Here is a 14,580-nt window from a genome sequence, read left to right on the forward strand (position 1 = left end):
CGCTAATCTAGATTTTTAATCTTAACGTTTTTAAATTCAATTGGTTGCCCTTCACTTTGCAAAGCAACGTAGCCAGATGTCAATTGTTTACCTCCCTGTTTAAATTCGGCATCTTGACCTTTTATGGTTCTGTCTTTTCCGTCTATTGTAGGATTGCTGTATGTAAGCACTACTTTGCCGTTAATTAATTGTGTGACTTGTTCGCCTTGCACGATCAACTCAGCTGTTACCCATTGTTCTTTGGGTAACGCTTTGTGATTTGATTTCAAACAATGGCCGGGAAACACTTTCCCTTGATAGACGATATTAGTGCCAGGTGAGCACATATTGCCTGTGGTACGTTTACCATCGCCTAAGTCAGCTAAATATTGCATTTCTACAGATACAGGCCAGTTTTGTTCTTTTTTATTGAATAAGGTGATTGGCTATGAAACATCACGCCACTATTTAAAACTGCATGTCGGGGGCCGCCTTCCTCAAATTCACCGCTAAAGCGATAATCGACTGTCAGGTGAAAATTATTAAAAGGGGTTTTGTAAAAAATATGCCCAAACTCGTCGGTAAACTCATATTGGTCGTAGCGAACTTTAAGTAAGCCGTCTTCGACTCTAAAGGTATCGCCGTAATTATCGCCTGGTTCATAGTGATTTATTTTCACTACCCAGTCGTTTATGTCTTGGCCATTGAACAATGAGATCCATTCGTCTGGCTGTGGCGTATTAGTGCATGCCGATAGTGTCATATAGATACCAGCAGAGAGAAAAAGTAACTTCGCGGTCATATCAAGCCTTAGTTAGTTAAGTTGGGGTTTTATATATAAATATTTACATTAAAACTTAAATTTAACAACATTTCACTGCTTCGCTATCTGTTCCGTCCAGTGCTGATACAAGCATGAATCAATATAATTTCTCGTGAAGAACAAATTATTTCGTTTTTGTTTTTAATTATTCATGTCAATAATGCTTCTGCAGCAAAAGCTGCGATGAATTAGATTAACTTTCTTGGATTAAGGTAATGAGTAGAAATTTTTATTTTAAAAAAGATAATTTCGAATCCCACTCAGGTGCTAAAAAGCATAGATTTAACGCTGAATACAGCGGCGAACTAGAGGCAAACTCTAGAAAAAAACAAAAGGCCAACAAACGTAAAGCTCGCCCGGAGTTTGTTGAGTTACATTAACCATTTTGAAAGAGTAAATAACAATATGAAAAGCGTCATTTTATCTTTAGGCGTTTTGTTAACTGCTGCTGTGTCAGCAAAAGATTTACCTGTGGCCAAAGCAGAACTAATTACAGAATTAAAACAATACTGTACTGAAATGGCTAGCGAGTATGGAACTGAAAATAAACCGCTAAAAAAATATCTATTGGACTGTGTTAACGAAGAACTAGCCAGTGAAGGTTTTAAAGCGCTGACAAAGCTAGACTAGCCTTGTCTATCTAACAAACAGGAGCCATGTGCTCTTGTTTGTTATTTCAAAAACTCAATAAGCTCGGTTAACCACGAGTTTCTCGCCTCTTTTAAATAAATCAAGTAACACTTAACCTGTGACTCGTTTAGGGTTTCTATTTTCGTTAACGTGTCTTGCAGGACAAAACTTTCCGCAAAACTCTCAGGTAAAATAATCGAACCCTGGTTGCTGGCTAAATACTCCATGGCAACCTGTAAAGAACTTGTACGAAATCTTGCTAACCTCGTTTCTGGATAATTTCTATCTATAGACTCACTGTATTTTTGCCCCATTCGATATGTATAAACTGAGATTTAGCGGTTTCTGCTGAGAGTTTACTCGAATAGTAAAGGGCTAAACTTGAAGCGCAGAGTTCAATTGTTTCCACATCATCTGACTTAAATGGGATAGTGGTGACCGCTAAATCAATGGCATGCTCATGTACCATTCGCATTAATTGTTCGTTTGTTAATACATCGGCCTTAATTGCCACTTCGGGAAACGCTGTTTTCAGAGGCGTTAGTTGTTGCTTTAAATGTAAATCCCAAGCATTGGTTGTGCAGGCAATGGTCAACTGCTGAACATTTTCGTCACTTAACGCTTGGCGTGCCTTGTTCAAGGTTTTTGCCAATGTTTCTGCGTAAGGTAATAGCTTTTCACCCGCCACAGTGAGCTGCAAACTATTTCTATTGCGCACAAATAACGCAGAATTAAAATACTCTTCTAGCTGTTTAATCCGCGCGCTAACCGCCGACTGGGTTAAGTACAGGTTTTCAGCCGCCTTACCAAAGTGCCGTGTCTCGGCTACTTCCATAAACGTCACAAGAAATCGAATATCCATAAAAGCTCTTTTATTTATTGGTTTTATAAGGCGTTGGGTGCCTTGATGTACTGCAAGAATAAAGCAATCTACAAGATTAATAAAAGTGTTCTTGAAGATAAATATTTTGCGTTGCGGGAGCTCTTCACAATTGGCTTAAACAGAGTACGATGCGCCGAATCTTCAGCCTCGGGCTGGCTAATAATTTTCTAATACTGGAAATAGAACAATGCACAAAACCCTAATTGTACTTAACCAAACTTCAGACCAGTTAGGTGCAAATATTAAAGCGATTGATTTTAATCAATACCTTGCGGATTTTCCGAAAAAGCATGAACAATCAACGCGACTAATTAACCTATGTGATTCAAGTCAGTACTTGAGCTAGGGGTACTATTGTTCGTTATTAGCCGAAGCTAGATGCCACAAAGTGCTACCCAGTGTGAGCACCATTAACGATTTAGCCAGCGAAAAAAATGGTCGTGAGCTGTTGATACCTAGCTCTGTGTCTCGGCATTTTATCAAGCAAGAGTCATTTGACGCCTTGGTGTATTTTGGCTGGCATCAGAATTTTTGCGTTAACAAAGTAGCCAAATACGTGTTTGAGCAATACTCCGCACCGATTTTGAAACTGGATTTGTATTGGCGCGAAGGCAAGTTGTATGTATGGGTATGCTTATTTGATTTAGGTCAGTTAGAACACAGCCAACTAGAAGTATTCTTGCAGCGTCTTGAGCATTTTACTAATCAGGTGTGGCGCAATAAAAAAAATAACAAACATTTGCGTTGGGACATGGCGATTTTGGTTAACGAGCAAGAAGCCTTGCCTCCTAGCGATAACGGTGCGCTTAAACGTTTTGTTAAGGCGGCTAAACATTTTGGCATTAACGCTGAGTTAGTATCAGCTAATCACATAGGTTTGTTGAGTCGTTTTGATGCGTTGTTTATTCGCGAAACTACGGCTATTCGCCATCACACTTATGAGTTAGCGCGTGCAGCTGAGCGTGAAGGGCTGGTGGTGATAGACGATGCCGATTCAATTTTACGTTGTTGCAATAAGGTGTTTTTACACGATGCGTTTACCTATCACCATATTCCAGCACCTAGAACTCGATTCGTGTTAGATGCGTCGGAGCAAACTATCGCCGATTTAGAGCAGGAGTTTGGCTTTCCGATGGTGTTAAAACTACCAGAAAGCTCGTTTTCGAAGGGGTATTTAAGGTAGCAGATCACCAAGGGCTAGTGAGTAAGATCAGTGAAGTGTTAACCGAGTCGGCGATTATTTTGGTACAGGAATATATCTATACAGAGTTTGACTGGCGCATCGGTGTGCTAAATGGCCGAGCGATTTACGCATGTCGCTACCACATGGCACGTAACCATTGGCAAATTTATAACCATGGTTCAAAACGTTTTTCGTCGGGCGACTTTGAGACTTTGCCTACTTTTGAAGTACCAAGAAAGGTGCTTGAAGCTGCAGTGAATGCTTGTTCATTTATCGGGTCTAGTTTGTATGGAGTTGATATTAAGCATCACGAAGACAAAGTGTATGTCATTGAAGTCAATGACAACCCAAGCTTAGATTATGGTGTAGAAGATAAATACTTGGGTGAAGAGTTATACATGCAGGTGATGCAAGAATTCGCCACTCGTTTAGAGCAAAGAGGTCGCTGATGAAGACTGCATATCAACAGTTTATCAGCCGTGAGGCTAAGTTGGCAGATTTGCCCGCGTTGGTGGCTCTAGAGCAAGCCTGTTTTAACTCTGACCGACTGAGCAAACGAAGCTTTAAAAACTGGCTGCAGTCTACCCAGCGTATTTTTATGGTGCTCGAGCAGGGTGCTGAAATTGTGGGTTATGGTTTAGTTATTATGCGCAAGGGTACGCGTTTAGCGAGGTTGTATTCATTAGCAATTAGCCCAACCATGCGAGGCCTAGGGCTCGGTAAGCAGCTGTTAATTGAGTTAGAAAAACAAAGTGTGGCTGTCGGTAAGTTGTTCTTGCGTTTAGAAGTGGAAAAAACTAATCAGCGTGCCATAGGTTTGTATGAATCTATGGGTTACAAGGTGTTTGGCGACTATAAAAACTATTATGAAAATAACAATGACGCCTTAAGGATGCAAAAGGCCATTCGCCATTATTCTAATTTTAGTCGGTTACCTACTTACCCTTGGTATCAGCAAAGTACTGATTTCACTTGTGGCCCGGCAGCACTGATGATGGCCATGAATAGTATTGCGCCCAAGGTAACTATGGATCAAAAAACCGAACTAGATTTATGGCGTGAGGCGACCACTATTTTTATGATGGCGGGGCATGGTGGTTGTCATCCTCTTGGTTTGGCGTTAGCCGCTGAAAAAAGAGGCTTTAGTGCCAAAGTGTTCATAAACCAAGCTTTGCCTCTGTTTACAGCAGGTGTGCGAAGCGAACACAAAAAACAAACCCTAGAGTTAGTAGAAGCGCAATTTGCCGCTCAGGCTCTACAAAAAAACATACAAATTGAAACGGCAGAGTTCGAGTTAAGTGTTTTACAAAATGCGTTAGAAAATGGTGGCCGTGTAGTAAGCCTAATTAGTACTTATCGTATGGATGGTTACAAAGTTCCACACTGGGTGACCATAACTGCGATGGACCAAGATTGCTTATATTTTCACGACCCAAGTGTACCCGATGGTCATGTCATGGGGTTTGATTGTCAACATATTCCGCTGGCTAAGGAAGACTTTATAAAGTTGTCTAGCTATGGAAAAAACAAGCTACGTACAGCCTTGGTGTTATATCCAAACTTCTTAAACACAAGCTTGGACTAATGGCTACGTGGCTGAATAACGTTATAAGGTGAAAATAAGAATGAATACAAATTTTGCTAATTCTACTGTTGAAATCATGTTGTTGGGGAATGAGATCACACTAAGTACATTGAAACAGAAAATTGCCAGCATTTATTTTGTTAAGCAATACCGAGATGCGTTAAGTGTAAGTACCCCCAAGGGCCACTTGTTTGTTTTTGATTATGGGGTGGTAATTGCGTGGGGAATGAGTGTTGCTAAAAAACAACAATTGCTTGAGATAATCGAAGGCAGCATTCAACAAAAAGCGGCGCAAGTAGTTGATGAGTGTTTCGAATTTAAAGTAGAAGAATATCAATCGGTGAAAATGATAGATGACCAACTGACTATTCCCGATGGTAGCACTTTAACGTTACTAGCGGTTAGTCATGGCCTGACTCAATCGGCAACATTAGAAAGCTTTGAAAGAACGGCAGAGAATACGATTAAGAATAACGCTTATTTGTCGCAAGCTTTAGCTAAAACAGGGAAAATGCCCTTAGGGCGCAATAAACTATCGATGTTGCGCGGTGACTTGTTTAGCATTAAAAGCGACATTTTGTTGCACTTTAACTTGCTAGATACACCGGAGTTTTTCTGGGAATATCCCGAGCAAGAGCAAAAATATTTAACCGTCAGTAAGTATTTAGACCTAAAACCTAGGGTAGAACTCCTTACTATGAAATTGGGTACTATTAATGAATTATATGAAATGTTAGCCGCTGAGCAGCATCATAAACATTCTTCATTTTTGGAATGGATCATTATTATTTTGATTGCAGTCGAGATCGTGTTGTTTTTCGTGCACTAATTGTTGAGCGTAAACAGAAGGCTTGTCATTTTCGTGAGGTGGGTAAGCAAATTGTACCTGTGCGGCAAACCCACCTTAAAATTGTCGAAAACCCAAACAGCCACATCGCGATTGTATTGTGTAGCCGTGTATACAAAATACCGAATGCTTTGTGAAAAGGCATAGTCAATTTTGGCTGGTGCTATTTGGAATAAAAGTGTGAAGCTGCGCCGCAGTCATCGGTTTAGCATAAAAATATCCTTGGCCTAATTGGCACTCTAGACTTTTTAAATGTTGATGCTGAGCTTCAGTTTCTATGCCTTCTGCGGTTACTTGTAGTTCAAGTGCAATTCCCAGTTTAACTATCGAGTTGACAATTGTCATAGCAGAGTTATCCCCCAGCTCTGCACTAAGTAGTTGAATAAAAGAGCGATCAATTTTGAGTTTGTCTAACGGAAATGAATGCAGATAAGAGAATGAAGAAAAGCCCGTTCCAAAATCATCTATGGCGATTCGTCCACCTGAAGCTCGAAAAGCTTCTAGTATCGCCATATTCCGCTCGCTGTTGTTCATAATTGAAGACTCAGTTAGCTCTAATTCCAATCTTTTTCGGGCGAGTCCAGTGCTGCGGATTGTATTTTCAATTGCTTCGCCAAAATCCGAATACTCTAGTTGTATTGCTGATACGTTGACCGCTACGTTAATTGACTCCGGCCAATGCAACGCATCCTCACAGGCTTGTTGTAGTACCCATTCGCCTAATGGAATAATTAATTGACTGCTCTCTGTTAGTGGAATGAAGTCATCGGGAGTGACTTGACCCAGCTCTGGATGCTGCCATCTAATGAGGGCTTCAAAACTGGTTAATTGCATAGCGGTTAAGTTAAATTGAGGTTGATAAACTAGAAAAAATTGTTGTTCATCAATGGCTACTTGTAAATCATTGAGCAACCTTTGTTTGTATAGGGTCTTTTGTTTTAAATAGTCTGTAAAAAAGCTGCTGCGGTTTCGTTTTTCTTTAGCATGATATAAGGCGATGTCGGCAGCTTTTAGTACCTCATTCGGATCCAATCCATCTTGTGGCGCAAAGCTAATGCCAATACTGATTTTAGATTCGATTCTGTGCCCATGTAAATTAAATGGGGTGGCAACGGCTTCGCGGATACTGTGGGATAACTTTTCGGCACTGGCTTGGCTCACTTCCTGTGTATTTGTATGCCTAATCAATATAGCAAATTCGTCTCCGCCCAACCTAGCTAACAAGGCTTCTTCAGGTAGCACGCTTTTTATTTGTGCAGACAAGTGGCGCAGTAATTGATCACCCGCATGATGGCCTAGTGAATCATTTACGTGTTTGAAGTTGTCTAAGTCCAGCATCATAAGATAACTAGGTGCGGGTTGACTTGGCAGCCTAATATATTCGTCCAGCCAATTGATAAACTGATGCCGATTGGCAATGCCTGTCAGTGAATCCTGGTTGGCTAGGCGGATTAATTCTTGTTCTTTTGTTTTTATTTCGGTCACATCGCTGACGACGCCTCGCCAGCCTTTTATTGATTGATGTTCATCAAAAAGGGCTTAGCGGTAAACGACCACCACCTATGTTGTTGACCTATATAAACAGGCAATAACACATCTTTAAAGGGCTTCCCTAAGGTGAAGTGGTGTTTGAGTTGATTATTTAGCGTGGTGAACTGTTGTTGTTCGCGATCTAGCAGAGTTTGTAAAATGTGATTAAATTTTTGCTTTTTTAGATTTTCGATTGATTGCTTGGTGGCATCGACTAATTGCATCGATACGTGTTGTAAAAAATCGTTATGGTTTATTTCCCACAACCAATCATTAGCGTTTTCTTCAAAGTCATTCAACAATAACTCTATTAATTCTCCTTGTTGTTCAATTTTGGTTTCAGCAACTAAGCCTTGTAAAAATTTATGAGAGGTGGTCATGACCGTGGCTACCAAAAATACACAATATATAATTGAAAGATAGCCTAGCGCTTGATAACCACTATGAAACGTCAGTAGACCAATGCCAAGCGTACCGACCAAAAAAACGCTCCACAAGACACCTGCCACGGGTAAGCTTGCAAACATCCAGCCACCTGTTACCGCAAATGTAGCTACTACCGCCATCAATGTAATACGGTCATGTGGGTCGTAAATAGAGAATACCTGTATGGAAAAATAAGCATATAAAAAGGCGGCGAGGGCTATATTGAAAGTAAACAGGTGGCTCTTAAAATGAGTGTATGTGTGCCACTTTTTTTAATTAGATACTGTCGCCACAGCAACAAATTGCAGCTTCCGATAAACATTAGTAGCAAAAACCATACAATTAAGGCGCCACGGTTAAGTATTGGCCAAGCGCTAATCAGCCCAAGTACCGCAATAAAATAAGTACCTAGACTGCTAAGAGGAACAACATGCAGTACAGCCATAAATTGGCGGCGATGGTAAAGTTCTGCTTTTTCAGGTGTGGCATCAAGTGATACAAAGCTGGAACGAATTAATTGCCCAAATTTGCTGTCCACAAGTTGTTTAAGTAAATTCAGGCGTTTCTCCTTAACGGTTTAGTTTTCCCTGAAAAAATGCACAATTTAATATCGACCACTACCCGGACAATATAAAACATATTGATAGAAATGGCGATATTATGGTCTAACCAAAGCTAATCGTAGTTGCCTCGATTTTTCGTGTCCAACGCAGGTCAACGCATGATCATTGACCATTCCCATAGCTTGCATAAATGCATACATAGTTGTTGGGCCGACAAATTTCCAACCTCGTTTTTTCAAATCCTTTGACAACGCGACACTCTCTGGGCAGGTTGCTAATATCTCTGGATCTAACGATTCATCTCTTTTGGGTTCAAATTGCCAAAAATAACTAGCCAAAGAACCAAACTCTTTTATTAGATCTTGAGCCCGCTTGGCATTGTTGATAGTGGCCGTTATTTTGCCTCGGTGGCGAATAATGCCAGCATTTACTACTAACCGTTCAACATCTTGCTGAGTAAAACTAGCTACTTGGTCAAAGTCAAAGTTAGCAAACGCCTTTCTAAAATTCTCACGCTTAACCAATATGGTGTACCAACTGAGTCCTGACTGAAAACCCTCTAAGCATATCTTTTCGAATAATGTTTGGTCATCGGCAACTGGATAACCCCATTCATTGTCGTGGTAGTCAATATATTGCTCGGTCGCTTGGCACCAACTACAGCGAATTGTGCCATCATCAGCTAGAAAGGTATTTGACATAAAGGCCTGCTCTTAACTCTTTTTAGGGTTTTATTCTTGGATTTGCATGGAAGTGAATTACAATAAAATTCTTACATGTTATTCCATTGATTTAGGGTTTATTCGTACCCACATAGGTTAACATTAATTGAAACGCGGAGTTAACAAATACGTGAGGAAAACATGTTTAGAATATTAATGTTTTTAGGTACTAATATTGCCGTTATTGCACTAATAAGTGTGACCTTTAGTTTGTTAGGAATTGAAGGCTTGTTGCAGCAAAATGGTGTGGATTTGGACTTAGGTGCACTGTTAGTTTACTCAGCAGTGATAGGCTTTAGCGGCTCAATTATTTCCTTGTTATTGTCTAAGTTTATGGCTAAACGCTCAATGGGCGTACATGTAATTGACAGGCCTAGTTCTAGCAATGAACAGTGGTTAGTCAGAACAGTGAAAAGGCAAGCCGAACAAGCCAATATCGGTATGCCTGAAGTGGGTATATTTGATCATCCAAGTCCAAACGCTTTTGCCACAGGCTGGAATAAAAACAACGCGCTGGTGGCGGTAAGTACTGGCTTGTTAGCGCAAATGTCGCAAAACGAAGTAGAAGCCGTGTTAGCCCACGAAGTCAGTCATGTTGCCAATGGTGATATGGTGACTATGACTTTACTACAAGGTGTAATTAATACTTTTGTGGTGTTTATCTCGCGGGTGATTGGGCATGTGGTCGACCGAGTGGTATTTAAAGTTGAACGAGGTCATGGCCCCGCATTTTGGATAGTGTCTATTATTTGCGAAATAATATTAGGCATATTGGCTAGCATGATTGTCATGTGGTTTTCTCGCTACCGGGAATTCAGAGCAGACGAAGGTGGTGCGAAGTTAGCAGGTAAAAATAACATGGTAGCCGCATTAAAGCGCTTACAGAGCTTTCAAAATGCGCCTCCCATGCCCGACGAAATGGCCGCTTTTGCTATTAGCGCTGGCAAGGTACAAAAGATGTTTGCTAGCCATCCACCACTAGAAAAACGCATCGCCAATTTGCAAGAATAAAGCTAATAAGGACCCCCATAATTTCTAGTCAGCTAAAAAGGACACCCATAATTTCTAGTTAACGTTCGCAGATAGGCAATTGAAGTACTTGGCCTATTTTTATCTTTATAAATTTCTCGGTTGCTTGAGTTTTGATGTGTAAAAGTGAAAAAACCACTGTTTTTACGAATGGTAGGTATGCTCAATCCCCGCTGTACGGGGATGGGATGTACGTTGACAGGATGTTTGATTAAGCCAATAAGGCTCTCGCGTTGCTATGAAATAAATGTAGACACCCATAAATAAATTAGGACACCCATAATTTCTAGTTAACGTTCGCAGATAGGCAATCGAAGTGCTTGGCTTATTCTTATCTTTATACATTTCTAGGTTGCTTGAGTTTTGATGTGTAAAAAGTGAAAAAAACACTGTTTTTACTGAATGGTAGGTATGCTCAATCGCCGTTATACGGGGATGGAATGTGCGTTGACAGAATTTTTGATTAAGCCAATAAGGCTCTCGCGTTGCTAATGCCCTGTATTTGCCGGTGATGGGTATGCTCAGCAAATTGTCGCATCATGTGCTCTGAGCCAACGGCATAGCAAAAGTGTTGTTCGAACTCTGTGGTAAGGGTGAGCCATTGTGCGTCTGATAATCCCAATCTTTGTAATATTGCTGGTTGGGTAGTGGCGATATGACCCTGTTTATCTTCGCGAATAACACGGCCTGTTATATCCACTAGTTCGCAGTAATCTTTTAATGAGAATGAAATACCTTTGGGCATGTTTTGCCTAGGGTTACCCACAAATGGCAACAGCGTGTGGGGTGGGTGTTGGTTAGTTTTCAACGCGTGAATGCGTTTTTGAATGCTGGTGTGATGGGAGTTTTCAGGGGTTGTCGCTATTTTTGTGCGAATGGGATTTAAATCCACATAGGCCATGCAGGCTAATAGAGCTCTGTTATCTAACAGAGCTTGTGATTTAAACCGCCCTTCCCAGAACCTGCCAGTGCACTCGTCCTCTTTGTTGGCTTCTCGGGCGATGTGCTCGTTGAGATTGCGCATGAGCCAACTGATGTCGTGCAAACGCTGGCGATAAACCGCAATGGTGTCTTCAAGAGTATGCATTTCACTTTTTGTTAGCTCATCATCTCGCATAAACCTCTGGGTCAACAACGTCCCCTTATAGAGCGTATGCCACAGCGCTAATACCTGTTTATTCGACCAATTTAGCGCTTTGTCTACATCCACATGCAACACCACATGTACGTGATTGCTCATCACCGCATAAGCACAAATATCAATGGCAAACACCGAAGACAAAAACAACAAGCGCTCCTCTACCCAAGCCCGCCTGTGCTCATAATTTTGCCCTGAATAATGGTCAACGCCACACAAAAATGAACGGCGCACACAACGGGAAACACAATGATAAAATGGGGTGTCTGATAAACTGATTAAACTGGCTCTTTTCTGAGTCATAACGCCTCCGAAAATGAATAAACACAAGCACAACCGCTTAACGATAGCCTAGTATAAATCTACGATTTATCAAATTATGATGGGTGTCCTTGTTTTCTATGATTTATCAAATTATGATGGGTGTCCTTGTTTTCTTTATGGGTGTCCTTGTTTTCTTTTAACTTGGTCTATTCAGTTATAATCAGGCTCTAGTTGGCATAACTACTGCCAATGGCGTTAAAAGGCATATCTAAACCCAGTTCTGGCACTTGCAAGCCAATCCAAGTTGGGAAAGTGTTGCTATTAGGGCCTGGTATGACCGAGTATTCATCGGCCCAAGGGTATCGTGCAACCGCTTGTTGAATTTTAGGGATTAACCTCGCAGCTTTGTCTCCCTTGATTGACAATAGCACTTCGGGCCTAGCGCCAAACCAGTATCGATCTGGGGTAGGGGTTAAGTACTGGTGTAATGCAGGGAGTCCTCTTTTTACCCGCCAACCTGTTACTTCGTAAACCGAGTACTGTTCGGCATTTTGTTCTTTTAACGCAAACCAAGTATGTACCGCGAACCAGCCGCGCCAACTAAAGGCATCGGCGGCATAGAACTCAATTACCGCTTGTTTTTCGGTTGCTGGGTTAGGTGCTAAGCCTGCGGGCTCCCTTGATGCAGTGCGCCAATCCTTATTAGCACAGCTATTGAGTATGATAAGAAATGCAAAAATGCTGGCGAGTTTAGTCATAAATATGTAATTACGATGGGTTGAGATCATTATTCTAAATGAATTTTTATTGGCTTGATGTAATAAGTTGCAGACTAAAGGTTTGCAGAATGTTGCCAAACTTAATTTCATTGGTCAAAAGGTGAAAAGTCAACGTTCTTGTCAACAATGCGTAGTTAAAGAATAAGTAAAAGCAGGTAAAGAATGATCAGTGCTGTTCTTAAGGGACGACTACTTGCGCAAAAGCCCTAACCGGAAAAGTACCCACGCCTGTGATTTTGGGAGGCACGGCAAAAAATCTAAATCCGTTTTTGGGTAGGCGTGCTAAATTAGTCATGTGTTCAACAATTAGCACGTCATTGCCCAATAAATGCTTGTGTACGGGACGCAGTTTGCCACGAGTGTCGTCAATGTTATGGCTGTCAATGCCTACTAGTTTAGCACCGTTGGCCACCAACCATTGTGCTGCTTGTTCGGTTAGGTAAGCATGGTTCTCAAAGTACTGTTCGCTATCCCAATGTTGACTCCAATTGGTATAAACCAACACAGCTTTACCCGCCACGTCTACGCCAGTAAACGTGTCTACATCAATTTTTATTTGGTCTTTAACATCCACTAATACCGCAGGTAGGTTAGCCAATAGTTCTAAAGACAATGCAGCTAGGTCTGCGCCGTTTTCGTCAAAATGAAAAGGTGAATCAAGATAAGTGCCGGTATTGCTGACCATTTCAATTTTACCAATTTGCACTTGGTAATCATTACCGTAGATCTCTTTCGACTTTTCGCGGCTTAAGTAGTCGCACATGATAGGTGCGGGTAAGCCTTTATAAGTAACTAGTCCATCGAAAATGCGATGACTTAAATCAATCAGTTCGTTAGTGTTCGGTGCAGAATTAGTCATAGTTAACCTGTTTTTTTGAGTATGAATCTTAGGAGTAATTTATCATTTATTACCTTATAATCTCGGCCATATTTACTTAGTTTTAGGCAATACGTTGAAAAATGTAGATGTAATCGTTATAGGGGCGGGGGCTGCTGGGCTGTTTTGTGCAGCGCAAGCGGCTAAACGTGGTCGCAATGTAGCGGTGCTTGATCACGCTAAACGTATTGGCGGAAAAATATTAATGTCTGGCGGTGGTCGTTGTAACTTTACAAATATGTATACCAGTCACGAGAATTTTTTATGCGGCAATCCGCATTTCACTAAATCAGCCTTAAGCCGATATAGCCAATGGGATTTTATTGGGCTAGTGGCCGAATATGGTATTGCCTACCATGAAAAAACACTAGGGCAGTTGTTTTGTGATGACAGTGCCAAAGACATTTTAAACATGTTACTGGCTGAGTGTAAAAAAGCCGGCGCAAGTGTGTGTCAACAGTGCGAAATACTAAGTATTGAAAAGTTAGACGCAGGTTTTTTGTTGCACACAAGCCAAGGTGAATATCAATGCGAATCGTTGGTGGTGGCAACTGGCGGTTTATCTATTCCCAAATTAGGCGCCAGCCCTTTTGGTTATCAAATCGCCGAACAGTTTGGCCTCAAGGTAAAACCAACTCGCGCTGGACTAGTACCTTTTACCTTACATGAACAAGACAAAAAAATACTGTCTGAACTTAGTGGTATATCACTAGACGCTAGCGCTAACTGCAATAACGTGAGTTTTAACGAAAACATATTGTTTACTCACAGAGGCTTAAGTGGTCCAGCTGTGTTACAAGTTTCTTCATTTTGGCAATCAGGTCAAACTGTCGAATTTGACTTATATCCGAATGGTGATTTGCTAGCTCAACTTCAAAAGGCTCAGCATAACCAGCCCGATATTCAGCTTAGCACAGCACTAGGGCAAATTTATCCGAAACGTTATGTTCTAGCGGTTTTGCCTTATTTTAATGTTGCCAATAAACCGCTAAAACAGTATCAAGGAAAACAGCTAGAGCAGGTGGCAGAAGCCTTTCATCAGTGGCAACTTAAACCCAATGGTACTGAAGGCTACCGCACAGCAGAAGTAACACTTGGTGGGGTAGACACAAACGAACTATCCTCAAAAACCATGGAAGCTAAAAAGGTCAGTGGGTTGTATTTCATTGGAGAAGTGATGGACGTAACAGGCTGGTTGGGAGGCTATAACTTCCAATGGGCTTGGTCTAGCGGCTGGGTAGCCGGGCAAGTGGTTTAACCGTGTTCTTAATTTGATGATTCTGAAGTGGCTTAGTTAAATAGCAAAAATTGTAGGAGCTAGA

At 41.2% G+C, this 14,580-nt stretch carries 16 protein-coding genes and 1 pseudogene; 7 read left to right on the forward strand and 10 right to left on the reverse strand.

Features of this window, described 5'->3' with window-relative positions:
• Positions 1–2 precede the first annotated feature (2 nt).
• Together RS130_RS05835 and RS130_RS05840 are read right to left on the reverse strand one after the other, a co-directional pair.
• The gene (locus RS130_RS05835) at positions 3–374 is read right to left on the reverse strand and encodes a 3-keto-disaccharide hydrolase (protein ID WP_316025178.1); all 372 of its coding nucleotides are present in this window, start codon (positions 372–374) and stop codon (positions 3–5) included.
• Positions 375–376: 2 nt separating this feature from the next.
• Positions 377–781 (reverse strand): 3-keto-disaccharide hydrolase, encoded by a 405-nt coding sequence (locus tag RS130_RS05840; protein WP_316025179.1) that lies wholly within the window; start codon positions 779–781, stop codon positions 377–379.
• Positions 782–1,017: 236 nt separating this feature from the next.
• Here RS130_RS05840 and RS130_RS05845 point away from each other — a divergent pair, with 236 nt between their 5' ends.
• Positions 1,018–1,182 (forward strand): hypothetical protein, encoded by a 165-nt coding sequence (locus tag RS130_RS05845; protein WP_316025180.1) that lies wholly within the window; start codon positions 1,018–1,020, stop codon positions 1,180–1,182.
• A 25-nt stretch (positions 1,183–1,207) separates the two neighbouring features.
• Positions 1,208–1,432: a hypothetical protein gene (locus RS130_RS05850; RefSeq protein ID WP_316025181.1), complete on the forward strand. Its 225-nt coding sequence runs from the start codon at positions 1,208–1,210 to the stop codon at positions 1,430–1,432.
• A 41-nt stretch (positions 1,433–1,473) separates the two neighbouring features.
• Here RS130_RS05850 and RS130_RS05855 read toward each other — a convergent pair whose 3' ends face one another.
• Both RS130_RS05855 and RS130_RS05860 read right to left on the reverse strand, forming a co-directional pair.
• Positions 1,474–1,746 carry a hypothetical protein gene (locus RS130_RS05855; RefSeq protein ID WP_316028140.1) on the reverse strand — a complete coding sequence of 91 codons (273 nt, stop codon included), beginning with the start codon at positions 1,744–1,746 and terminating at the stop codon, positions 1,474–1,476.
• A complete protein-coding gene (locus RS130_RS05860) occupies positions 1,719–2,294 on the reverse strand; it encodes a LysR family transcriptional regulator (protein WP_316025182.1) in 576 nt (191 codons plus the stop codon). Before RS130_RS05860 ends, RS130_RS05855 begins: the two co-directional genes overlap by 28 nt.
• Before the next feature lie 208 nt (positions 2,295–2,502).
• On the opposite strand from RS130_RS05860, the pseudogene RS130_RS05865 reads away from it, so the two are divergent.
• The 3 genes and pseudogenes from RS130_RS05865 (at position 2,503) to RS130_RS05875 (ending at position 5,912) form a co-directional block, all read left to right on the forward strand.
• Positions 2,503–3,947 (forward strand): annotated as a pseudogene (locus tag RS130_RS05865) (RimK family ATP-grasp domain-containing protein).
• Positions 3,947–5,083 carry a peptidase C39 family protein gene (locus RS130_RS05870; RefSeq protein WP_316025183.1) on the forward strand — a complete coding sequence of 379 codons (1,137 nt, stop codon included), beginning with the start codon at positions 3,947–3,949 and terminating at the stop codon, positions 5,081–5,083. Before RS130_RS05865 ends, RS130_RS05870 begins: the two are co-directional and overlap by 1 nt.
• 40 nt (positions 5,084–5,123) lie before the next feature.
• Positions 5,124–5,912 (forward strand): RMD1 family protein, encoded by a 789-nt coding sequence (locus RS130_RS05875; RefSeq protein WP_316025184.1) that lies wholly within the window; start codon positions 5,124–5,126, stop codon positions 5,910–5,912.
• Between the two features lie 165 nt (positions 5,913–6,077).
• Here the strand turns inward: RS130_RS05875 and RS130_RS05880 are convergent, their stop codons facing one another.
• The 3 genes from RS130_RS05880 to RS130_RS05890 all read right to left on the reverse strand — a co-directional run bounded on the left by RS130_RS05880 (position 6,078) and on the right by RS130_RS05890 (position 9,150).
• The gene (locus RS130_RS05880; RefSeq protein WP_316025185.1) at positions 6,078–7,415 is read right to left on the reverse strand and encodes a putative bifunctional diguanylate cyclase/phosphodiesterase; all 1,338 of its coding nucleotides are present in this window, start codon (positions 7,413–7,415) and stop codon (positions 6,078–6,080) included.
• Positions 7,416–7,441: 26 nt separating this feature from the next.
• Positions 7,442–8,026, reverse strand: a complete 585-nt coding sequence (locus RS130_RS05885; protein WP_316025186.1) for a hypothetical protein — start codon at positions 8,024–8,026, stop codon at positions 7,442–7,444.
• Between the two features lie 518 nt (positions 8,027–8,544).
• Positions 8,545–9,150, reverse strand: a complete 606-nt coding sequence (locus tag RS130_RS05890) for a DNA-3-methyladenine glycosylase I (protein ID WP_316025187.1) — start codon at positions 9,148–9,150, stop codon at positions 8,545–8,547.
• Positions 9,151–9,312: 162 nt separating this feature from the next.
• On the opposite strand from RS130_RS05890, the gene htpX reads away from it, so the two are divergent.
• Complete coding sequence (gene htpX / locus RS130_RS05895) at positions 9,313–10,182, forward strand: protease HtpX (protein ID WP_316025188.1); 870 nt, start codon at positions 9,313–9,315, stop codon at positions 10,180–10,182.
• A 481-nt stretch (positions 10,183–10,663) separates the two neighbouring features.
• Here the strand turns inward: htpX and RS130_RS05900 are convergent, their stop codons facing one another.
• The 3 genes from RS130_RS05900 to RS130_RS05910 all read right to left on the reverse strand — a co-directional run bounded on the left by RS130_RS05900 (position 10,664) and on the right by RS130_RS05910 (position 13,240).
• On the reverse strand, positions 10,664–11,641 hold the full coding sequence (locus RS130_RS05900) for a transposase (protein ID WP_316024964.1): 978 nt from the start codon (positions 11,639–11,641) through the stop codon (positions 10,664–10,666).
• A gap of 188 nt (positions 11,642–11,829) precedes the next feature.
• Positions 11,830–12,360 (reverse strand): DUF3750 domain-containing protein, encoded by a 531-nt coding sequence (locus RS130_RS05905; RefSeq protein ID WP_316025189.1) that lies wholly within the window; start codon positions 12,358–12,360, stop codon positions 11,830–11,832.
• Between the two features lie 199 nt (positions 12,361–12,559).
• Positions 12,560–13,240, reverse strand: a complete 681-nt coding sequence (locus tag RS130_RS05910) for a cyclase family protein (protein ID WP_316025190.1) — start codon at positions 13,238–13,240, stop codon at positions 12,560–12,562.
• A 94-nt stretch (positions 13,241–13,334) separates the two neighbouring features.
• Here RS130_RS05910 and RS130_RS05915 point away from each other — a divergent pair, with 94 nt between their 5' ends.
• Positions 13,335–14,516 (forward strand): BaiN/RdsA family NAD(P)/FAD-dependent oxidoreductase, encoded by a 1,182-nt coding sequence (locus RS130_RS05915; protein ID WP_316025191.1) that lies wholly within the window; start codon positions 13,335–13,337, stop codon positions 14,514–14,516.
• Positions 14,517–14,580: the final 64 nt, after the last annotated feature.

The organism is Paraglaciecola aquimarina (assembly GCF_032464635.1).
Classification (GTDB): Bacteria; Pseudomonadota; Gammaproteobacteria; order Enterobacterales; family Alteromonadaceae; genus Paraglaciecola; species Paraglaciecola aquimarina.